The 21,167-nt window shown below is 47.8% G+C and carries 27 protein-coding genes and 1 other annotated feature; of the genes, 23 read left to right on the top strand and 4 right to left on the bottom strand.

Annotation, left to right across the window (positions count from 1 at the left end; all coding sequences use genetic code 11):
* Nucleotides 1–24: 24 nt before the first annotated feature.
* Nucleotides 25–159: a sequence feature (ribosomal protein L20 leader region), on the top strand.
* A gap of 44 nt (nucleotides 160–203) precedes the next feature.
* The 15 genes from infC to ABC765_RS07920 all read left to right on the top strand — a co-directional run bounded on the left by infC (nucleotide 204) and on the right by ABC765_RS07920 (nucleotide 10,237).
* Complete coding sequence (infC, locus tag ABC765_RS07990; RefSeq protein WP_169461908.1) at nucleotides 204–716, top strand: translation initiation factor IF-3; 513 nt, start codon at nucleotides 204–206, stop codon at nucleotides 714–716.
* A gap of 24 nt (nucleotides 717–740) precedes the next feature.
* Nucleotides 741–938 (top strand): 50S ribosomal protein L35, encoded by a 198-nt coding sequence (rpmI, locus tag ABC765_RS07985; protein ID WP_033935301.1) that lies wholly within the window; start codon nucleotides 741–743, stop codon nucleotides 936–938.
* 52 nt (nucleotides 939–990) lie between these two features.
* Nucleotides 991–1,344 carry a 50S ribosomal protein L20 gene (rplT, locus tag ABC765_RS07980; protein WP_006500061.1) on the top strand — a complete coding sequence of 118 codons (354 nt, stop codon included), beginning with the start codon at nucleotides 991–993 and terminating at the stop codon, nucleotides 1,342–1,344.
* A 142-nt stretch (nucleotides 1,345–1,486) separates the two neighbouring features.
* On the top strand, nucleotides 1,487–2,014 hold the full coding sequence (locus ABC765_RS07975) for a YqeG family HAD IIIA-type phosphatase (protein ID WP_347953587.1): 528 nt from the start codon (nucleotides 1,487–1,489) through the stop codon (nucleotides 2,012–2,014).
* Nucleotides 2,015–3,139 (top strand): ribosome biogenesis GTPase YqeH, encoded by a 1,125-nt coding sequence (gene yqeH, locus ABC765_RS07970; RefSeq protein ID WP_347953586.1) that lies wholly within the window; start codon nucleotides 2,015–2,017, stop codon nucleotides 3,137–3,139.
* Nucleotides 3,140–3,165: 26 nt separating this feature from the next.
* On the top strand, nucleotides 3,166–3,477 hold the full coding sequence (gene yhbY, locus ABC765_RS07965; protein WP_006500058.1) for a ribosome assembly RNA-binding protein YhbY: 312 nt from the start codon (nucleotides 3,166–3,168) through the stop codon (nucleotides 3,475–3,477).
* A 37-nt stretch (nucleotides 3,478–3,514) separates the two neighbouring features.
* Nucleotides 3,515–4,129, top strand: a complete 615-nt coding sequence (locus tag ABC765_RS07960) for a nicotinate-nucleotide adenylyltransferase (protein WP_045025495.1) — start codon at nucleotides 3,515–3,517, stop codon at nucleotides 4,127–4,129.
* Nucleotides 4,122–4,736 (top strand): bis(5'-nucleosyl)-tetraphosphatase (symmetrical) YqeK, encoded by a 615-nt coding sequence (gene yqeK, locus ABC765_RS07955; RefSeq protein ID WP_347963892.1) that lies wholly within the window; start codon nucleotides 4,122–4,124, stop codon nucleotides 4,734–4,736. Before ABC765_RS07960 ends, yqeK begins: the two co-directional genes overlap by 8 nt.
* A complete protein-coding gene (gene rsfS / locus ABC765_RS07950; RefSeq protein ID WP_347953584.1) occupies nucleotides 4,736–5,092 on the top strand; it encodes a ribosome silencing factor in 357 nt (118 codons plus the stop codon). Before yqeK ends, rsfS begins: the two co-directional genes overlap by 1 nt.
* A gap of 2 nt (nucleotides 5,093–5,094) precedes the next feature.
* A complete protein-coding gene (locus ABC765_RS07945) occupies nucleotides 5,095–5,844 on the top strand; it encodes a class I SAM-dependent methyltransferase (RefSeq protein WP_347980149.1) in 750 nt (249 codons plus the stop codon).
* The gene (locus ABC765_RS07940; RefSeq protein ID WP_347980148.1) at nucleotides 5,844–6,989 is read left to right on the top strand and encodes a nucleotidyltransferase; all 1,146 of its coding nucleotides are present in this window, start codon (nucleotides 5,844–5,846) and stop codon (nucleotides 6,987–6,989) included. Before ABC765_RS07945 ends, ABC765_RS07940 begins: the two co-directional genes overlap by 1 nt.
* 61 nt (nucleotides 6,990–7,050) lie before the next feature.
* Nucleotides 7,051–7,605, top strand: coding sequence for a YceD family protein (locus tag ABC765_RS07935; RefSeq protein ID WP_347980147.1), 555 nt, complete (start codon nucleotides 7,051–7,053; stop codon nucleotides 7,603–7,605).
* Between the two features lie 51 nt (nucleotides 7,606–7,656).
* Nucleotides 7,657–7,833: a 50S ribosomal protein L32 gene (gene rpmF, locus ABC765_RS07930; RefSeq protein ID WP_006500051.1), complete on the top strand. Its 177-nt coding sequence runs from the start codon at nucleotides 7,657–7,659 to the stop codon at nucleotides 7,831–7,833.
* Nucleotides 7,834–8,046: 213 nt separating this feature from the next.
* Complete coding sequence (locus ABC765_RS07925) at nucleotides 8,047–8,733, top strand: response regulator transcription factor (RefSeq protein ID WP_006499995.1); 687 nt, start codon at nucleotides 8,047–8,049, stop codon at nucleotides 8,731–8,733.
* A gap of 19 nt (nucleotides 8,734–8,752) precedes the next feature.
* On the top strand, nucleotides 8,753–10,237 hold the full coding sequence (locus ABC765_RS07920; RefSeq protein ID WP_347980146.1) for a HAMP domain-containing histidine kinase: 1,485 nt from the start codon (nucleotides 8,753–8,755) through the stop codon (nucleotides 10,235–10,237).
* Nucleotides 10,238–10,305: 68 nt separating this feature from the next.
* Here ABC765_RS07920 and ABC765_RS07915 read toward each other — a convergent pair whose 3' ends face one another.
* The 4 genes from ABC765_RS07915 to ABC765_RS07900 form a co-directional block, all read right to left on the bottom strand.
* Nucleotides 10,306–11,664, bottom strand: coding sequence for an MATE family efflux transporter (locus tag ABC765_RS07915; RefSeq protein WP_347980145.1), 1,359 nt, complete (start codon nucleotides 11,662–11,664; stop codon nucleotides 10,306–10,308).
* Between the two features lie 159 nt (nucleotides 11,665–11,823).
* On the bottom strand, nucleotides 11,824–12,234 hold the full coding sequence (locus tag ABC765_RS07910; protein WP_034540515.1) for a peptide deformylase: 411 nt from the start codon (nucleotides 12,232–12,234) through the stop codon (nucleotides 11,824–11,826).
* A gap of 83 nt (nucleotides 12,235–12,317) precedes the next feature.
* A complete protein-coding gene (yidC, locus tag ABC765_RS07905) occupies nucleotides 12,318–13,268 on the bottom strand; it encodes a membrane protein insertase YidC (RefSeq protein ID WP_347980144.1) in 951 nt (316 codons plus the stop codon).
* A gap of 89 nt (nucleotides 13,269–13,357) precedes the next feature.
* Nucleotides 13,358–13,630 carry an acylphosphatase gene (locus ABC765_RS07900; RefSeq protein WP_347980143.1) on the bottom strand — a complete coding sequence of 91 codons (273 nt, stop codon included), beginning with the start codon at nucleotides 13,628–13,630 and terminating at the stop codon, nucleotides 13,358–13,360.
* A gap of 94 nt (nucleotides 13,631–13,724) precedes the next feature.
* Between ABC765_RS07900 and ABC765_RS07895 the strand changes: the two genes are divergently transcribed.
* The 8 genes from ABC765_RS07895 (at nucleotide 13,725) to greA (ending at nucleotide 21,034) form a co-directional block, all read left to right on the top strand.
* Nucleotides 13,725–14,498 (top strand): RNA methyltransferase, encoded by a 774-nt coding sequence (locus tag ABC765_RS07895; protein ID WP_347980142.1) that lies wholly within the window; start codon nucleotides 13,725–13,727, stop codon nucleotides 14,496–14,498.
* Nucleotides 14,499–14,626: 128 nt separating this feature from the next.
* On the top strand, nucleotides 14,627–15,154 hold the full coding sequence (locus tag ABC765_RS07890; protein ID WP_347953574.1) for an HD domain-containing protein: 528 nt from the start codon (nucleotides 14,627–14,629) through the stop codon (nucleotides 15,152–15,154).
* 21 nt (nucleotides 15,155–15,175) lie between these two features.
* Nucleotides 15,176–15,514: a helix-turn-helix domain-containing protein gene (locus ABC765_RS07885; RefSeq protein WP_302518031.1), complete on the top strand. Its 339-nt coding sequence runs from the start codon at nucleotides 15,176–15,178 to the stop codon at nucleotides 15,512–15,514.
* Between the two features lie 305 nt (nucleotides 15,515–15,819).
* Nucleotides 15,820–16,866, top strand: coding sequence for a phenylalanine--tRNA ligase subunit alpha (pheS, locus tag ABC765_RS07880; protein ID WP_006499986.1), 1,047 nt, complete (start codon nucleotides 15,820–15,822; stop codon nucleotides 16,864–16,866).
* Nucleotides 16,867–16,871: 5 nt separating this feature from the next.
* On the top strand, nucleotides 16,872–19,304 hold the full coding sequence (gene pheT / locus ABC765_RS07875; protein WP_347980141.1) for a phenylalanine--tRNA ligase subunit beta: 2,433 nt from the start codon (nucleotides 16,872–16,874) through the stop codon (nucleotides 19,302–19,304).
* 69 nt (nucleotides 19,305–19,373) lie between these two features.
* Nucleotides 19,374–19,742: an endolytic transglycosylase MltG gene (locus tag ABC765_RS07870; RefSeq protein WP_347980140.1), complete on the top strand. Its 369-nt coding sequence runs from the start codon at nucleotides 19,374–19,376 to the stop codon at nucleotides 19,740–19,742.
* Between the two features lie 65 nt (nucleotides 19,743–19,807).
* Nucleotides 19,808–20,461 (top strand): uridine kinase, encoded by a 654-nt coding sequence (udk, locus tag ABC765_RS07865; protein WP_347980139.1) that lies wholly within the window; start codon nucleotides 19,808–19,810, stop codon nucleotides 20,459–20,461.
* 96 nt (nucleotides 20,462–20,557) lie between these two features.
* Entirely contained in the window at nucleotides 20,558–21,034 is a 477-nt protein-coding gene (gene greA, locus ABC765_RS07860; protein ID WP_033935282.1) for a transcription elongation factor GreA, read from the top strand.
* Nucleotides 21,035–21,167 lie beyond the last annotated feature (133 nt).

The raw sequence follows: 21,167 nt of genomic DNA, 5'->3' as shown, positions 1-21,167 counted from the left end.
GTTTAGTATATTAGTATCTGTTGAAAGAAAAAGCAGAAGCACCCGCTTCTCGCCTTGGTGACCAGAGTTGCCGGGCTGACGAGTTTAAATGACCGTTGGCATTCCTTTGTCAATGGAGTTTAGCGGGGTGCAGTATGCATTCCGCTTTTTTTGCTTGATCTTTCTGCTAGTAAAATTGGAGGTGTGTTGCCATAGCTCAAGGAATGATTGTCAATGACGGTATTCGTGCACGGGAAGTTCGTCTGATCGACCAAAATGGTGAACAACTGGGCATCAAGTCCAAACGTGAAGCTTTGCAGCTGGCTGAGGATGCCGGCCTTGATCTGGTGCTGGTTGCGCCCAAGGCCCGTCCTGCAGTCGCACGGATTATGGACTACGGGAAGTACCGTTTTGAGATGCAAAAGAAAGAACGGGAAGCCCGCAAGAACCAAAAGACGGTCACGGTTAAAGAAATCCGCCTGAGTCCTTCGATCGATACCAACGACTTCAACGTTAAGCTGAAGCGTGTGCGGACGTTTATCGAAAAGGGCGACAAGGTACGAGTTTCGATTCGTTTCCGTGGTCGGGCAATTACCCATAAGGATATCGGACGTGACATGATTGAAAAGATGGCCGAAGAAACTAAGGACATCGCAACGGTTGTGCAACGGCCAAAGATGGAAGGGCGCAGCATGTTCTTAACGCTGGCCCCTGCTGCTGATAAGGCAAAAAAATAATTATTAAGAAGGTAGGAAATAGTTATGCCAAAGATGAAGACTAATCGCGCTGCTGCTAAGCGTTTCAAGCGTACTGCCAAGGGTGGCTTCAAGAGTGCCCAAGCTTTCACCAGCCACCGTTTCCACGGTAAGACGAAGAAGCAACGTCGTCAACTGCGTGGCCTTTCCATGATGGACAAGTCCAACGTAAAACGTTACAAGAAGATGCTTCCTGCCAAGTAATCAGGGCATTTTACGATTAAATAATTTTTAAACAATCTAGGAGGATACCACTATGCGAGTTAAGGGTGGAACTGTTACGCGCGCACGTCGTAAGCGCATCATGAAGTTGGCTAAGGGTTACACTGGTTCCAAGCACCGTCTGTTCAAGACTGCCAAGGACCAAGTTATGAAGAGCGGTCTGTACGCATTCCGTGACCGCAAGGCTAACAAGCGCAACTTCCGTGAATTGTGGATTGCCCGGATTAACGCGGGTGCCCGTCAAAATGGTATCAGCTACAGCAAGCTGATGCATGGCCTGAAGCTGGCTAACATCGACATGAACCGTAAGATGCTGGCTGACTTGGCTGTTAACGACGCTGAAGCCTTTAAGGCCGTAGTTGATGAAGCTAAGAAGGCCCTCAACTAATTTGCGTTTAATACATTGATAAGGTTGGAGCAGTTAATGTTCTGACCTTATTTTTTTACCGCTGCCTTTGGATGGCACGTTAATTGAACCCTTACCGGTTAGTCGGTATAATTAAAATTAGAAATTTTTTACGAGGTGGAAAATGCTCGAAATGTTTAAACCGACTTGGATGATTGAACGCGCTTATGAGATCTCGCCAGCGGCTCTCAAGCGTCAAGGTATCCGAGCCGTCTTCAGTGATTTGGACAATACATTGATTGCCTGGAACAATCCAAACGGGACGCCAGAATTGCGGGCCTGGATGGAAGAACTGCATCAGGCAGGAATTCCATTGATCGTTGTCTCTAATAACAGTCGGGCGCGAATCGGCAAGGCAGTTCAAAAGCTGGATCTGCCATACGTTGCGCGGTCACTTAAGCCGCTTAGCTTTGGCATTACAAGGGCACGTAAGAAGCTGGGCCTGGCAACTTCTGAGGTCGTAATGGTTGGCGATCAGCTGCTGACCGACGTGGCCGCCGCCAATCATGCTCATATTCGCAGTATCTTGGTTAAGCCGCTGATTGAAACCGATAAGTGGGTGACGCGGCCAAATCGTTTTATGGAAAAATTCGTTATGCAGGATTTACAAAAACAGTATCCAGATATGGACTGGCAGGAGGAACTTAAATAGATGACAGAAATGCATGATGAAGAACTGCGCTGCATTGGCTGTGGCGCGATAATTCAGACAACTGATCCGGATGGCTTGGGATATACGCCCAATTCAGCACTGAAAAAAGGACTGGAAACAGGTGAGCTTTACTGTCAGCGCTGCTTTAGACTGCGTCATTACAACGAGATCGCGCCAGTCTCTTTGACTGATGATGATTTTTTGCGTCTGTTAAACCATATTCGTGATGCGCACGCCCTAATCGTTTATGTCGTGGACATCTTTGACTTTAATGGCAGTCTGATTCCGGGACTGCACCGCTTTGTGGGTAATGACAATCCAGTCTTGTTGGTTGGCAATAAAGAAGACGTACTGCCTCGTTCGCTGCGCCGGCGCAAATTGACGGACTGGCTGCGGCAACAGGCTAATCTGGCTGGTTTGCGGCCAATCGATACGCTGCTTGTCTCGGCCAAAAAGAACCATCAGATTGATCAGCTGCTGGCTGAGATTGAAAAGCATCGTGCCGATCGCGACGTCTATGTCGTTGGGGTAACCAACGTCGGCAAGTCGACCTTGATCAATGCCATCATCAAGCAGCAGACTGGGGTTCAAGACTTGATTACGACTTCGCGTTTTCCTGGCACGACGCTGGATAAGATCGAGATTCCGCTGGATGATGGTCATAAGCTGGTTGACACGCCAGGGATCATTCATCAAGAACAAATGGCGCATGTCTTATCGGCTAAGGACCTAAAGATCGTGGCCCCACAAAAGGAAATTAAGCCGAGAACCTTCCAGCTTAATGATTCACAGACCATCTTTTTAGGCGGCGTGGCTCGTTTTGATTACGTCAAGGGACCACATGCCGGTATCGTAGCCTATTTTGAAAACAGTCTGCCGCTGCACCGGACCAAACTGGCCAATGCAGATGAATTTTACAAAAAACACTGTGGCGATTTACTGACGCCGCCAACCAGTGATGAAATGGCAGATTTTCCGCCGCTTGAACGGCATGAGTTTGCCATTAAGGAAAAAAGCGATCTGGTCTTTGAGGGCTTGGGCTGGATCACGGTACCAGCTGGCACGACGGTAGCCGGATGGGCGCCTAAGGGAGTCGATGTCTTGGTACGTCGTGCAATGATCTGATTTAATCACAGAAAGGAAAATAATCTATGAATCTTCGCGGAAAGCAGAAGCGTTTTTTGCGTGCACAGGCTAACCATCTCCAGCCATTATTTGCAGTTGGCAAGAATGGTCTAACCCAGGCTTGGCTTGCACAATTGGATGGTGCCTTGGACAAGCGTGAGCTGATCAAGGTCAGCATTTTGCAGAATGCCGATGAAACGACTGGCGATGTCAAAGAATTCATTGAACAAAACAGTGATATCCAAGTCGTGCAAGAGATCGGCCGGGTGCTGGTTTTGTTTAAGGTATCAAGCAATCCCAAGCTGCGGGAACTCTCACAGCGTGTTGAACGCATCTAGAAACGAGGTGTGATTCTTGCAGCAGGCTAAAGCAACGATTGCGATCCCTAAGCCGCAAGTTCAGCGTACCAGCTTTCAGCATCGCAAGCGAATCGGTATTTATGGCGGTACGTTTAATCCTGTGCATAACGCTCATTTACTGGCAGCGGATCAAGTTGGCAAAACGCTCCTATTGAACAAGGTGCTTTTCATGCCTGACATGATCCCGCCGCATGTTGATCATAAAGAGGCCATTGATGCTGAAGACCGCGTTAATATGCTGCAGCTGGCAATTGAGGACAATCCTTTGTTTGGCATTGAAATGGCTGAAATTGAGCGGGGCGGCATCAGCTATACCTACGATACGATGAAATATCTAAAAGAAAAGCACCCCGATACCGACTATTACTTTATTATCGGTGGCGATATGGTAGACTATCTGCCAAAATGGCACGAGATCGATAAGTTGGTTAAATTGGTAAACTTTGTCGGCGTCCGGCGGCCTGGAGCTCAAAATGACTCGCAGTATCCGGTGATCTGGGTTGACGTACCAGGCGTCGACTTCAGTTCAACCGATATTCGCGATCGGATCAAGCAGGGCCGTTCGATTCGCTATATGGTTCCCGATAAGGTTGCCGAATATATTAAGGAGCATCAGCTATATCATGAGTGATGAATTGATTTATCAAGAGCATTTGATTCCAATGACGCGCCAAGAGCTGATTGAGCATCTGCGGGCCGCCTTGCGTGATAAGCGTTTTGAACATGTATTGCGTGTTGAGAAAACCGCAATTGAATTGGCAGGACAATATGGCGTTGATGTAGAAGCGGCCAGCATTGCCGGACTTTGTCATGATTATGCCAAGCAGCGTGCTGATGAGGACTTTATCAAGGTAATCAAGGCCAAAAAGCTGGATCCTGATCTTTTAAACTATGGCAACGCAATCTGGCATGGTTTTGTCGGCGCTGAGATGGTTAAAGACGAACTGGGCGTGCATGATGAAGATATTTTGAACGCCATTCGCTTCCATACAACGGGGGCAGCCTACATGACCAAGCTGGCGCAGATCATCTATATGGCAGACTATATTGAACCAGGTCGTGACTTTCCGGCCGTAAAAAAAGCGCGCAAGCTTACCAGGCAGGATCTGGGAGCTGGCGTTGCCTATCAGACCAAGCATACGCTGCTTTACCTGATCAAAAACAATGCCCCGATTCATCCACAGACTTTGGCAACCTTTAATGCATGGGTGCCGCAATATGGAAAGGAAATTGATTAATGGACAGCAAAGAATTATTAAAAATGGCCGTACAGGCAGCTGATGGTCGGCGTGCCGAAGATATTACGGCCTTAAAAGTCGATGCGATTACGCCAATGGCTGATTATTTCGTTATTATGACCGGGGGATCCAATCGTCAGGTCCAAGCCATTGCCAACGCGATTATCGAAGCCGCTCATGAAAACGGCGTCGATATCAAGAGCGTCGAAGGCAAGCAGGAGGCACAGTGGATCCTGATTGATCTTGGCGATGTTGTCGTACACGTCTTTCGTGAAGAAACGCGCCATTACTATAATCTGGAAAAGCTTTGGTCCGACGCGCCGCTGGTTGACTTGAGCGAATGGGTTAAAGAATAGCTATGATTTACGGAACGTTTGCTCAGCTGTACGATGAATTGTTTGAAAGCGACATGTATCAGCAATGGCGTGAATTTGTCGAGAGCCGGCTGCCAAAAAACGCGCGGACGATTTTGGACGTTGCTGGGGGCGCAGGACGACTGGGCGTTTTATTGGCACAAGATGGCTATCAGGTCGTTGATTTTGATTTTTCAGAAGAGATGCTGAGTCTGGCTTTTAAGCATGCCCAAGAAGCACAGGTGCCAATGACGCTGGTACAAGGCGATATGCGTGATCTGAACGGCTTGGAACAGTATGATGCGATTACCTGCTTTGCCGACTCGCTTTGCTATCTGGATGATTTTAACGATGTCCAGGCAACGCTCAAACAGATGGCGGCGCATTTAAAAGATGATGGCTGGCTGCTGTTTGACGTCATTACGCCATATCAGACCGATGAAATCTATCCTGGCTATATGTACAACTATGAAGATCCTGATGAGCAGCGGGCCTTTTTATGGCGCAGCTATGCCGATGATGACGTTGAGCATGGCGTGATCCATGAATTAACCTTTTTTAACCGCCTGCCTGATGATCACTATCAGCGGCTCCATGAAACGCATTTTGAACGAGCCTATGAGCTAAAGGACTGGCGAGAAGCGCTTTTAAAGGCTGGCTTTAATCAGATTGAGGTTAAAGCTGATTTTGGCAGCCAAGCGATTGATGAAAAAACAACGCGCTGGTTCTTTACTTGTCGAAAGCAGGTGAATTGATGCATGCCGTGGGGTTGGTAACCGAGTATAATCCTTTTCATAACGGTCATCGCTATCACCTCAGCCAAGCGCGGGAGCTAACCCATGCTGAAGTTGTCGTCGCCGTAATGAGTGGCAATTTTACGCAGCGCGGCGAACCAACGCTGCTTGACAAATGGCAGCGCGCACAGGCGGCCCTGACTAACGGCGTCGACCTGGTCGTTGAACTGCCGATCTTTATGGCCGTGCAGCCAGCCCATCGTTTTGCGGCCGGAGCCTTGGAACTGTTAGCGGCCTTAGGAGTTGATGACGTGGTCTTTGGTGCTGAACATCCAGAATGGGATTTTAAGCAGCTGGTAGCCGCGGAGCAAAACTTTACGGCCAGCGGCTTTAGTCAGTACAACGCGACTTTTGCCACGCAGTTTAATGAACAGCTGAAAAATCAGACCGGATTGTCATTGACTGATCCTAACGACATCCTGTCATTTGGCTATTATAAGGCACAGATCAAGGAGCGGCTGCCGCTTCGTCTGCACCCGATTCAGCGGCGTGGCAGTCAGTACCATGATGAGCGCATTGAGGGAAAGATTGCCAGTGCCAGTGCGATTCGGCAAGCAGTTTTAGAGCATGGCGATTTTAAGCAGGCAGTTCCCGTACAGACGGCCCAGCAGCTGCAAAAGCTTCAGCAGGTGCCAAGCTGGGATGCAATGTATCCAATGCTGCGCAATCAGCTGATTCAAGCCCCCGTCGAGCAGCTGGCCCAGATCTATCAGATGGCAGAAGGACTGGAATATCGCATGAAAGACGCGGCTCAGCGTAATCTGAGTTTTGCTGGCTTTATGAAGGCAGTCAAAACAAAGCGCTATACCTATGCGCATCTGTTAAGAGTCTATCTGTATACGATCCTGCAGCTTACCGAGTCGCAGGTGAGTGATCATCTTAAACGGCCCTATCTGCATGTTTTGGGTTTTAATGAACGCGGCAGAGACTATCTGCATTCGATTAAGAAGCAGGTTGAATTGCCGCTTTTAACCAAGATTGATCAAAATCTGCGTGACGATCTGCTCAATCTCGACTATCGCGCAGGCAAGCTTTACCAGACTTTTACGCCGGTTGAGCAGGATTTAAAGCATGCGCCGGTGATTGTTAAGGGTGTCAAGGAATAAACATTGACAAGCAAACTTGGGACTAGTATAATAACGCTTGTTGCATTAGGAGGTTAGTACCGTGAAATGGACGTTGGCTGAACTTCATCGCTATCATGATGAGCCGCTGCATATTCAAAGTACTTTTGATCTAAACGCATCACTGACAGAACGGTTCCCTAATCAGGTCCTTAACTGTCAGCCTGTTGAGGTTGACGGCTACGTGGTCTATGATCAGGGTGATGCTACTTTAAGCGTCAACGTTAAGACAACGCTGACCGTACCATCCAGCCGTTCGCTGAAACCGGTCGAATTGCCATTGGATTTTGCTTTTGTCGAAACCTATGTCAATGATGAAACGCATGTTGGTCGCTATCAAGACGATGACTTGGTTTTCGTTTTACCTGATCCGCATGACACGATTGATTTTGACAATGTTTTGGCGGAAAATATCATTGAGCAGGTTCCAATGCAGGTATTGTCCGAAGATGAAAAAAACAGCTCGCAGATGCCAAATGGCAAAGGCTGGGAAGTTGTTGCCGAGGACAATATCAATCAGGTACCGGATAAGGAACATGTTGATCCACGTTTCGCTAAGCTAAAAAATTTATTTCCTGATCAGGATAACCAAAATTAGCGAACGGTTAAAAACCACTAGTGGATAGATTATTTGAAGGAGGTGTCACACATGGCTGTACCAGCACGGAAGACATCCAAGACGCGTAAGCGCAATCGTCGTGGTCACATCAAGCTGACTGTGCCTGGCTTGGCTCCATGTCCAAACTGTGGTGAACTGCGCAAGTCACACATGGTTTGCCCAAGCTGTGGTTACTACAACGGCAAGCAAGCTGTTGAAAACAACTAATCACGTCGATTTTATTCGATTAAAGACCTTTCTCGAGGCGCCGGACCTGGGAAGGTCTTTTTTTATGTAAAGAATGTTAAAGATTGAAGAAATTTTAATTTTAACACAGTTTAATTAATCTCAAAGGTAGGGCAGATTAATTTTCTGTGATAAAATTGGTGTGGTTATTATGTGGGAGTAAGACCCACCAATTTAAACGAGGAGCGTTTTAATATGAGTCGGATTTTAATTATTGAAGATGAAGAAAACCTGGCACGATTCGTAGAACTAGAATTAAAGCATGAAGGATACGAAACCGATGTCGAGCTGGATGGCCGCGCCGGACTGGATGCTGCCTTAAATCAGGACTTTGACGTGATTCTGCTTGATTTGATGCTGCCAGAACTGAACGGGATTGAAGTTGCCCGTCGCGTGCGGGAAGTCAAGGACACGCCAATTATTATCATGACGGCGCGCGATTCAGTTATTGACCGGGTTTCTGGCCTGGATCATGGTGCCGACGACTATATCGTTAAGCCATTTGCCATCGAAGAACTGCTGGCCCGCGTGCGGGCACTGCTGCGTCGAATCAGCATTGAAGGCGGCAATGCCAAGAGTCATCAGACAACGGTTACGTATAAAGACTTGACGATTGAAAAGGAAAACCGCGTCGTTCGTCGTGGCGATGAGATCATTAATCTTACCAAGCGTGAATATGAACTGCTTTTGATTCTGATGGAAAACATCAATGTTGTCATGTCGCGTAAGGAACTGCTCAGCAAGGTCTGGGGATATGACTCCAAGGTTGAGACCAATGTTGTGGATGTCTATATCCGTTACCTGCGTAATAAGATCGACCGCCCTGGCGAAAAGAGCTATATTCAAACCGTGCGGGGTACTGGCTACGTAATTCGTTCCTAGTCGATAAAGAAGGGTCTTTATGAGCGAAAAGCAATCAAAATCATCTCGCTTCGTTTCGCTCAAGGTAAAGTGGGCCATTGGCACGGCCATCGGATCTTTAATCATTTCAATGATCGTAGTGATTTCGCTGTTCAGTGCCTTCACGCAAAACCTACTACAGCAAGAACGCAGCGAGCTTAATCATAATATGTCCGTCGTGGTGCGTCAGCTGGGGAATGCTGGCGAAAGTTCTCTGACCAAGGGCAAGGTGCGGTCGATTTTTGAGCATGAGACCAATCTCAACAGCACGACCGAATTTTATCGTCAGCCTTTGGTCCAGGGCTTGAGCAATTCACGAGTGACGGTTACCGTGATGAACAGTAATGGAAAAAAGATTTTCCAAACTGCCAAGGCCACGCTGCCGCTTAAAACGTCCAAACAAGCCAAAACCGAAATGGTCAAGGGCGGCCATCATCGGATTATGGTTGGCCGAGAGCCGATCCTGTCGCATGATGGCACGATCATTGGCTATGTTCAGGTCGAAAATGATCTCAAGCAGTACTATCAAGTCTTTAAACGCTTGATTTTGATTTCGGTGCTGGCCCTTTGTCTGGTCGTGATTGCCAGCGGCCTGCTGGGCTATTTCCTGTCTTATTACTGGCTGAGTCCATTAAATGATATTCATGATACCTTGACAGTGGTACGAGATGATCCAACCAGCGATGCGCGCGTGCCAAAAGACGTTACTGAATTAAATGACGAGCTGGGCGAATTATCACGCATGTTTAATCAAATGCTTGATCAGACCCAGCGCTATATTGATCAGCAAACACAATTTGTCAGTGACGTTTCACACGAGCTCAGAACGCCGGTTGCCATTATTCAAGGACACATGGAAATGCTGCAGCGCTGGGGCAAGGATGATCCTCAGGTCTTGGATGAGTCAATTGCCGCCGCTTTGAAAGAAACGACACGGATGAACAGTCTGATCAAAGAAATGCTTGATCTGACCCGTGCCGAACAAGTTGACGTTAAGTTTCACGATGCCGTCACTGAGGTTAAAGACGTGGTTGAACAGGTCTTTAACAATTTCAAGATGCTGTACCCTGACTACGTTTTCCGTTTTGATGACGATCTGCATGAAGACGTTCCAGTACACATCTATCGTGATCATCTTGAACAGATTCTGATCATCTTGTTTGACAATGCCGTGAAATATTCTAAGGATCGCAAGGAAGTTCATCTCTCCTTATCACGCAACCTGAATGCCGTTGAAATCGGCGTTCAGGACTTTGGCGAGGGGATTCCCCAAGAAGACGTGCTGCATGTCTTTGACCGCTTCTATCGCGTTGATAAGGCTCGCAGTCGCAAAAAAGGCGGCAACGGTCTGGGACTGGCAATTGCCAAGCGGCTGGTAGAAGGCTATCATGGTCATATTGCCGTTGAAAGTACGGTCGGCTCCGGATCGCTGTTTCGGATTACTTTACCGATCGTGAAGGAAAAGCCGATTGAAAAAGACAAATAAGCGCAATATTTAATTGCTGCAAACAAAATAAAAACCTCGTTTCAAAGCTGAAGCGAGGTTTTTATATTTTAGATTGATTCAGTCAGATTTGATTTTCTTTGGGCGTCTTCCATCAGTTTGAGCCGATGATCCTGCTGATGAACCAGGAAAAAGCCAACCAGCGTGATCAAAAGCTCCGTTACTGGTACGGCAGCCCAAACGCCATTAATGCCGAACAGCCACCCCATTAGAATGATGGCCGGCAGTAAGACGACGTAGCCTCTTAAAAATGATAGTGAAAATGAAAGCGTGGCACAGTTAATGGCAGTCAGGAAAATAATCATCAACAGATTGATCGCTGAAAATAAAGTGCTGGTAAAGTAGATCGGCATTCCCGCCATGGCATAGCGGGTCAGCTGTAGAGAATGATCATGGTTGAACAGCGTAATGATCGGATGACGGAATGCCACCAAGGCGATAAATGCCAAAACTGCAATTGCCGCCGTAATTTTTATACCGTGTCTTAAAGCCAGTCGGACGTTGCGAAAATGCCGCGTCCCATATTCGCGACTGGCTAGCGGCTGAACTCCTAAAGCGACCCCGTTGGCAATTGCAATGGTGACGATGGCGATGTTTGAGATCACGCCATAAGCTGCCACGGCGTAGTTGCCGCTGAGCTTTAGCAAAACCATGTTGAAGACATAGATTGAAACGCCGGTGCTCAATTCGTTTAAGCAGGCTGAAACGCCAAGCTTGGCAGCCGTTTTAAGCGTTTTGAGCCTTGGCCAGACCCAGTGCCATTCCAGTTGCCGATATGGAAAACGTTTATGAAAAGAAAGCACAATCAGACTGGTTGCTGGCGAAACGACTGCTGCCAAAGCGGCCCCTTCGATCTGAAGATGCAGGCCAAAAATAAAGAACCAGTCAAAGATGATGACGACAAAGCTTTCAATCAAAGCAGCACGCATGGTCAAGCCGGGGTGATTGTCATTGCGGACGAAATTAACGGTGATGTAGTTGGCCATGGTAACCGGCGCATCAATTGACATCAGCCGCAGATATTTGATTGCCATGCCCATGGTTTGATCATTGGCCCCCAGAATCGTTGCCAGCGGCTGTGTAAACAGATTGATTAAAATAATGACTGCGGTCCCCAGCAAAACGGCAAAAATAACCAGTTCACTGTAAAGCGTCTTAACGCGTTCCGGATGGTCAATCTTGTTCAATGAAAAATAAGCGGCGCCGCCCACGCCCAAAAGCAGGCCAGTACAGCTGAAAAGACTATAGATGGGCAGCGCCAGGTTCAAGACGGTCAAGCCCATTGCTCCGGCAGCCATTGAGATAAAAAGCGTATCAATCAGAATATAGATTGAAAGGCCGACCGAAGCGGTAACGTTGCGGACGATGTAGTTGTTTAACTCGCCGATGATCGATTCATGATGTTTCAATTCTTACCATCCCTTTGCTTTAGGATCGCTGATTAGACAAGCCTTGCTCATATTATAAAATAAAAACCGGTCAGCGTAATGGTTGAACTGCATCAGATCAAAAATAAAAAGCCGATTCGTCTCAAAAAAGAATCGTTGAGATAAATCGGCTCTGATGATTTAGATGATAATGCCATTGCAATGATCGAGCTCATGCTGGACGGCCTCGGCAGCAAAACCAGTCAACGAAAGCGACTGTTTTTGCCAGTTAAGATCAAAATATTCAACGACAATCTGCTGGTAGCGAGTTGCTGGGCGCTGACCATCAAGACTGAGGCAGCCTTCCTTGGTCTGGTAAGGCTCTTTTTTGATCGTCAGTTTTGGATTCAGCATGGCTACGCTGACTGGTCCTAAAGATACGGCAATTACTGCAACCGGCGCGCCGATCATATTGGCTGCCATCCCAACGCAATCCGCGGAATTGGCCGCGAGCGTCTCTAAAAGATCTTTAGCTAAAGGGATGTCTTGTTTGGTGGCGGGGCGAGCTTTTTGGGCTAGAATCTGCAGGTTGCGACAGATTGGCTTGATCATAATTACGAGCTTCCTTTCTAATGATTTTGGTCTGATTATAAAAAGCACCGGGTCACGATCAGACCGCGATGCTTTAGGATCAACTACTTGGATGAATGATGATGCTGCTTGCCGGCATTGCGACGCCGATTCTTATTGGCAGCCGGCTTGGTTTTGGCCGGGGACTTTTTGAGCTGTTCGATCGTATCAGTCGTCGGCTTGGCGGCAGCTGGCTGAGCCGGAATTGGGTCTGGCAGCTTAACTGGGTGATCCTTCATTTCTTGTTTGATGTTTTCACGCAGTTTTGGTCGCCAGGTATTTACCAGCCAGGTCTGCAGAATGGCAAACAGGGCGCTGACCACAAAGTACAGTCCCAATCCGGCAGAAGAGGACCAGGCAATAAACAGGATCATAACGGGACTCATCAGCATCGCAGCGCCCATCTGCTTGCGCTGTTCTTTAGGTACGCCGATCATAGAAAGCCAACCCTGGACCATGTAGGCCAAAAACGCCAGAATTGCCAAAATTGCGCTTGGCTTCCCTAAAGGCATTCCCATGAACGTAGCATGATAAAGATCTGGCGAGTAGCGAATGGCTGCGTACAGGGCAGCAAAGATCGGCAGTTGAATCAGCAATGGCAGACAGCCGATTCCGCCAGTCATTGAGATGTTGTTGTCACGATAGAGCTGCATCATCTGTTGGCTGACCGCGGCTTGTTCCTGTGGCGTCTTGGCGTCTTTTTGCCGCTGCTGCAGCTCACGCAGTTGCGGCTGCACCATTGCCATTTTTTCCTGCATCAGCGTTGATTTTTTCATTTGGCTCATCATGACCGGCAAAAGAATCAAGCGGACGATCACAACGATCACGACGATTGCCCAGCCATAGTTGTTTCCCATGTGCTGAGCCAGCCAGGTCATCAGATGCTGCATGGGTTTGGCCATGTAGTTGTAGACCCAGCCGATTGGATGCCCATGCTTGTCGGTACGTACGCAGCCGCTTAAGATCAGCAGCATGGCGCCCAAAAGCGTGGCCACGGTGAGACGTTTTTTCTTCATTTTAAATAGCTCATTCCTTTGAATTCAATAAATTTAACATTTTGTATCTTACCTTAAAAAGGGCTTAAAATCTAGCAACTTCAACAAGATCACCGCATTTTAAAGTCCTGCCAGTCGCTTTCAATGGCGCGCGGCTCGATCTGCATGCCGGTGACTTTGGCATATGGGTTGGGACCGGCTTGAACTTCTTTGACAAACATTTTGACTGCATTGGCTGGACCTTGGACATCGATCGTCACGCTGCCGTCCCATTCATTTTTGACTTGGCCGACCAGACCGTGCTGCAAAGCCAGTTCGTGAGTCGACCAGCGAAAACCAACGCCTTGGACGCGGCCAGTGACGACAATATGATAATTAAGCATAAAAACCCCTCCCATAAGCGGTTGACGATTATCAAGGATCATTAGGATAATGGTATAATTAAGTTAACGATAAACTGAGGTGAAAAATTAGACTATGGAAGAATTAACTTCAATTCACAATCAACGCGTCAAAAACTGGAAAAAGCTGCAGACGCGCAAGTACCGTCGGCAAACCGGTCAATACATGCTGGATGGCTGGCATCTGGTTCAAGAAGCCATTCAAAGCGGACTGACGATTCATGAGCTGATCGGCACCAAGGCAGCGCTGGCTGAACATAGTGATATTGTATCACGGGTCAAAGCGGTCTATCAGGTCACGCCTGAAATCATGCGTCATATTACGGAGACGATTACGCCCCAAGGCATCGTGGCAATCGTTGACATGCCGGATCTCAAGCGCAAGCCAGATCTGCCATTAAAGGGTGCCTGGCTGCTGCTGGATCGGGTGCAGGATCCAGGCAACGTAGGAACGATGGTTAGAACTGCTGACGCGGCCGGCTTTGCGGGAGTAGTTGCTGGCGATCGGACCGCTGACTTCTGCAGTCCGAAAGTAGTCCGTTCCATGCAGGGCAGCCAGTTTCACCTGCAGCTGTTTGAAGGCGATCTAAACAAGTGGATTGCCGATTTTAAACAGCAGCAGTCGCCAGTCTATGGCACGCAGCTTAATCCAGCCGCCAAGAATTTCCGCGATGTGCATCCTGGAACTGATTTTGCCTTGATTATGGGCAATGAGGGTCAGGGAATGAGCGATGAGCTTTTAAAGCAGACGACGGATAACCTGTACATTCCAATGCGTGGTCAGGCAGAGTCGCTCAATGTCGCAGTTTCAGCCGGGATCTTAATGTTTCAGCTGAACGCCCAAAACTAAATCCTCAGTTGTCGTCAATCCTGCTGAGTTGCTTACTATTAATACTTACATTTTATAAGAGCTTATTAATTTATTTTTGATGGCAAATCATGTATGATATTGACAAATAAAGGAAGGGGCCAGTTACTATGAAAACCGAGAACGAATGGCGTCAAGATCCAGAATATGTATCCTTGGTCAAAGATCTGCTGGAACAGCCGGCCGTTAAAAGGCTTGCGCACTATAAGCAGCATCATCATTCCAATCGCCTGCAGCATTCGATTGCCGTTTCTTTCGACAGCTACAAGCTGGCAAAGAAAATGCATCTGGACTACAAGAGCACTGCTCGCGCCGGACTTTTGCACGATCTGTTTTATTATGACTGGCGAACTACCAAATTCAATCTGGGATCGCATGCCTTTATTCATCCACGGGTTGCTTTGCGCAATGCCGAAAAGATTACGCATCTAAACAAAAAAGAGCGCGATATTATCTTAAAGCACATGTTTGGCGCTACGATGGCCGTACCACGCTATATGGAGAGCCTGATCGTTTCAATGGTTGACAACTACGAGGCTGAGCATGAGTTTTTCGGCCCACTGCGCAAAAAACTTGAGCAGCAAAAAGAAATTGTGAATTGGCATGCGACTCCTTCCAAAAACAGTAAAAAGATTTAGTTTTGAAGAGGGGAAGATTACATGGATCAAGTAAAGGTCAAACAGGATGATTTCACACTATGTCCAAAGTTCACTGAAACGTTTGCCATGCTGGGCAAAAAATGGAATGGATTAATCATTGAAGTCTTGCTGCATGAACATACGCAGCGTTTCAAGGATCTGGCCGCACACGTTGATAAATGCAGCGACCGGGTACTTTGCGAACGTTTAAAGGAACTGGAAGAAGACGGAATTGTTTCACGCAATACCTATCCTGGGGAAAGTCGGGTTGATTATTCGCTGACTGAACGAGGTCGTGATCTGGCGCCAGTCATGGAAGCCGTGCACGAATGGAGCGATCAGTGGTGCGGCAAAGACTAAAATTAGGACTTGACCGCGTTGTCATGATTGCCTAAAATAGCCTTATATTTAACTAAAACGACTTTGATGGAAATTAGTAGCTGAACCGACGGCATCTAGGGAGAAATGATCATCGACTGCAAGTCATTTCTGCTTTCATCAGTGAATTTCACTTCCGGAGTCGGTACCTTGTATCCCGGTTGACGACCGTTATCAGTCATTTGAGCGTATGACATTGTCATAAACCAGGGTGGTACCGCGAACAACTCGTCCCTCGATTCGTCGAAGGACGAGTTTTTTTGTGGCCACGCTAAGGAGGAAAATTGATGGGTTTAAGAGAAAAACTTGAAGAATTGCGTCAACAAGGTCTCAATGAAATTGCAAACAGTGATGACCTGAAGAACGTCAATGATATCCGGGTCAAGCTGCTGGGCAAAAAAGGGCCAATCACCAACGTTTTACGCGGCATGCGTGATCTGAGCGCTGAAGAACGGCCAAAAGTCGGTAAGTTTGCCAATGAGGTTCGCGATGAGCTGCAGCAGGCTTTAGAAGACAAAAAGTCCAGTCTGGAACAGGCATTGATGAACGCTAAGCTGCAAAGCGAGTCAATTGACGTGACCTTACCGGGAACACCGGTTGCACAAGGTCAGCCGCACGTGATTCAGCAGATCATTGATCAATTGGTTGATCTGTTCATCGGGATGGGTTATGAAGTCGCAGTCGGCGATGAAGTTGAACAAGAAGAATACAACTTTGAAAAGCTGAACCTGCCCAAGGATCACCCAGCCCGCGACATGCAGGATACCTTCTACATCACGCCATCAGTTCTGATGCGGACGCAGACTTCGCCAATGCAGGCCCGGATGATGGAAACACACGACTTTTCCAAGGGACCCCTGAAGATGATCTCGCCAGGCAAGGTCTACCGGCGCGATACTGATGATGCCACGCACAGTCATCAGTTCCATCAAGTAGAAGGGCTGGTTGTCGGTGAGCACGTAACGATGGCTGACTTGAAAGGGACGCTGGAAGTCGTTGCCCAAAACCTGTTTGGCGATCAGCTGAAGGTCCGCTTGCGGCCAAGCTACTTCCCATTTACCGAGCCAAGCGTTGAAGCCGACGTTACCTGCTTCAACTGCCTGGGCAAGGGCTGTGCTATCTGTAAAGGCAACGGCTGGATTGAAGTCTTGGGTGCCGGGATGGTTCATCCAAACGTTTTGAAGATGTCAGGCGTTGATCCTGACGTATATGGCGGCTTTGCCTTTGGACTGGGGCCGGACCGTTTTGCCATGATTAAATACGGTGTTGAAGACATTCGTGATTTCTACCAAAACGACATGCGCTTCTTGACGCAATTTGATCAGAAAGGATAATTTCAATGAAAGTTTCATACCAATGGTTAAATGAATATCTGCCGCTTGAAAAGAACCAGATTGAACCTGGCGCGCTGGCTGAAAAGCTGGCTCTGACCTCAGTTGACATTAATGAGGTCTACTCGCCAAGTGATGGCCTGAGCAATATCGTCGTGGGTCAGATCGAATCGGTCAAGCCGCATCCAGACTCTGATCACCTCAATCTGTGCCAGGTCAAGATCAGCGAAGGGGCAGTCGTTCAAATTGTCTGTGGTGCACCAAATGTTAATCAGGCAGCCGGTAAGAAGGTTATCGTTGCCTTAGCTGGTGCCAAGCTGAAAGACGGCACCAAGATCAAGCGCGGCAAGATTCGTGGCGAAGAATCAAACGGCATGCTGTGTGCGCTGCAGGAAATCGGCTTTAGTGACAAGATTGCACCAAAGGCTTATGAAGAAGGCATCTGGTTCTTGCCAGACGATGCCAAGGTGGGCGATGCCGTCTTTGGCTACCTGGGAATGGATGACACGATCATTGATACTGATTTGACGCCTAACCGGGGCGATATGCTGAGTATGTATGGCAACGTTAATGATCTGAGCGCGATTTATGATCTGCCAAACAATTTCGTTTCACATGACGTTAAGGAAAACGGTCCGCAAAAAGCTGCTGACCTGCTGAAGATTACGATCCCTGATCCACAGATTGCACCAGCCTACAAAGCTCGGGTGATCAAGAACGTTAAGCTGGGCGACAGTCCGATGTGGCTGCAGATTCGTCTGTGGAATGCAGGCATTCGGCCAATCAACAATGTCGTGGACGTTACCAACTATATCCTGCTTAAGTATGGTCAGCCAATGCACAGCTATGACTATGATCGGCTGCCAGCTCATGAGCTCAGCGTTCGGCATGCGCATGAGGGCGAAAAGTTCGTAACGCTTGATGAGGCAGAACAAACGCTGCAAAAAGAAGACATCGTGGTAACCTCAAACGACGAGCCGGTCTGCCTGGCCGGAACGATGGGTGGTTTAAACACGGCGGTCAGTGATCAGACGCAAAACGTGGTCTTAGAAGCGGCTATCTTTGACTCAGTCATGGTTCGCAAGCAGGCTCGCCGCTTGGATCTGCACAGCGAAAGCTCAATGCGGTTTGAACGGGGCATTAATCCAGAAACGGTTGAAACGGCTCTGAACGAAGCTGCTTACTGGCTGCAGCAGCTGGCTGACGGTGAGGTTGAACAGGGCATCGTTACTGGCAGTGAGGCGCCAATCAAGTCAACGCCAATCACGATGTCTTTGACTAAGATCAATGCCGTGCTGGGTACGGATCTGAAACTGGCTCAGGTTGAAAACATCTTTGATCGCCTAAAGTTTGCCTACACGCAATCGGATGACGATACGCTGGTCGTAAATGTACCGGCACGGCGCTGGGATATCAGCATTGCAGCTGATCTGAACGAAGAAATCGCTCGTCTGTACGGCTTCAACAACATTCCTTCAACCCTGCCAACCATGACGCGGACGCTGGGCGGATTAAACGAGCGCCAAAAGTTCTTGAAGGCCACGCGCCATTCATTACAGAGCATGGGATTGAACCAGGCAATCAGCTATTCTTTGATGAATGAAAAACAGGCTCAGCAGTTTACGATTGAACCAGCCGTTGAACCAATGCAGCTTGACTATCCAATGAGCTCTGATCACACGACGGCTCGTGAAAGCATCATCAGTGGTCTTTTGGTTGACGTAGCTTACAATACCACGCGTCAGGTAGAAGACATCGCGCTTTATGAACAAGGTCGCGTCTTCATTCCAAAAGGCGGCGAGCGTCCTGAAGAACAAGAACACGTTGCCGGGGCCATGGCAGGCAGTCTGTTGTCTGACAGCTGGAATCTAAAGCGACGTCCGGTTGACTTTTATCAGATCAAGGGAATCGTCGAACGCTACCTGCATAACATGGCGATTGCCGGCACGATTGAATACGTGGCTGACAGCACTCGGCTTGAGATGCACCCTGGTCGGACGGCCAATATTTTGCTAAACGGCAAGCTGATTGGCTTCGTTGGTCAGGTTCACCCACAAATGGCCAAGGACTTGAAGATCCCAGCAACCTATGTCTTTGAACTGAACGTCGAAGCACTGCTGGCTGCCGACAAGCTGCCAAAACAGTACCGTCATATCAGCAAGTACCCAGCCGTAACGCGTGATATTGCGCTGCTGATCGATGAGGACGTGACAAATGAAGAAATCGTTGATCTGATCTACCAAAAAGGCGGTCAATATCTCAAAGACGTTCACCTGTTTGATGTCTACACGGGAGCCAAGCTGCCAAACGGCAAGAAGTCGCTGGCCTACACGCTGACTTATCAAGCCGATGATACCACGCTGACAGAAGACCAAGTCAATGAAGCTTTTGCCAGAGTTGAAAAACACCTGCAAAACGTTTTGAATGCAGAAATTCGTTAATTGCAGTCATTAATTAGGGAACGTCTAAAAAGGCGGTCCCTTTTTGCTATTTTGTTTGAGGAACTTAAAATGCCCCATTTTACCAAACAACAGATTCGTCGCCAAAACATCGTGACCCTGCTTTTGATTGCTATTCTGATCGTTAGTGGCCTGATTGCGCATGGCTGGTTTAATCATGAACTGCTGCCGGTAGATGCTGATGACCAGACCAGACGCGTGGTTGTGATTCCTAAAGGTGCGACCGATAAACAGGCCGGTACGCTGCTCAAAAAGCAGAAACTGGTTCGCAATGCCTATGTATTCGACTATTACCTGCAGACGCACAAGACGCAGGGCATTAAGGCGGGGCGCTTTTATTTGAAACGAAGCCAGTCAACGCCCCAGATCGTTGAAAAACTGCAGCAAAAACCCGCGACCGCGACAAATCCTGCTGAATAAACTTGTCGCTGCTATCTGGCTGCGCTATACTAAGTTTCGTATTGATAAATAAAGGAGAATTTAGCGTGAACAATGATGACAAACGTCCAATCATTATTGGCGTAACGGGTGGCTCCGGCAGTGGCAAGACCACGGTTAGCCGAGCCATCTACAATCAGCTGCATGGACAATCCATCCAGATTATTACTCAAGATACCTATTACAACGACCAGGCTGACATGACGATGGAACAGCGCAAGGCGGTCAACTATGATCATCCTTTGGCCTTTGATACGGATCTTTTGGTCGAGCAGCTGGGACAACTACGGCACAATCAAGCCGTTGAAATGCCGGTTTATGATTACAAAGCCTACACGCGGGCTAAGGAGACCGTGCATGTTGAACCACAAGACGTAATTATCCTGGAAGGCATTTTGATCCTGGATGATGAGCGGCTCCGTAATCTGATGGATATCAAGGTGTATGTTGATACCGACGACGATATTCGTATCATCCGCCGTATTCAGCGCGATATGGAAGAGCGCGGGCGTTCTTTGGACTCGATTATTGGTCAGTATCTGGCAACGGTTAAGCCAATGTATCACCAATTCATCGAACCAACCAAGCGCTATGCTGATCTGATCGTGCCAGAAGGTGGCGAGAACCAGGTCGCAATCGATCTTTTATCGACTAAGGTTCGCGACATTCTGGTTAAGCGCGGTCATACTGAACTAAAGTAAGCATAATGATGGTTTACAATTAATGTTGAGCATGTTAACGTTGCAAAAGACGAAATTCAAAAAAGAAATCTAGGAAAATTTAAAGGAGTTGTTGAAATGGCTGAAGAAAAAAGCTACCCAATGACGGCTGAAGGTAAGCAGAAACTGGAAGAAGAACTGGAAAACCTGCGCTTGGTACGGCGCCCAGAAGTAATCAAGCGAATCAAGATCGCCCGCAGCTATGGTGACCTTTCGGAAAACTCTGAATATGAATCTGCCAAGGATGAACAGTCATTCGTTGAAAGCCGGATCTCACAGATCGAACACATGCTGCAATACTCAGTGATCATTGACAACAATGACGTGGCTGCCGACGAGGTTTCGATGGGTCGTCAGGTAACGTTTAAGGAACTGCCAGATGAAGAGCCAGAAACCTACCAAATCGTTGGCGAATCTGAATCTGACCCGCTGAACGGCAAGATCTCCAATGAATCGCCAATGGCTAAGGGCCTGATTGGTCACAAGGTCGGCGAAGAGGTTGAAATTGAGATTCCAAATGGGACGATGAATGTCAAGATTCTGGAAGTTAAGTAATCTGTAAACCTTTGCCATCTGATCGGCAAGATTTATTGGGTCTTTGTCAAATCGTATTGGTGAAGACTAATTCCCTGCTTCAAAATGAAGTGGGGATTTTTTATTCCTTTATTGTTGACAAATGTAATTTAAA

It is taken from the genome of Limosilactobacillus sp. WILCCON 0051 (assembly GCF_039955095.1).
Lineage (GTDB): Bacteria > Bacillota > Bacilli > Lactobacillales > Lactobacillaceae > Limosilactobacillus > Limosilactobacillus allomucosae.
Note: the sequence above shows the minus strand (reverse complement) of the source record. Positions and strands in the feature narration are given on the sequence as shown.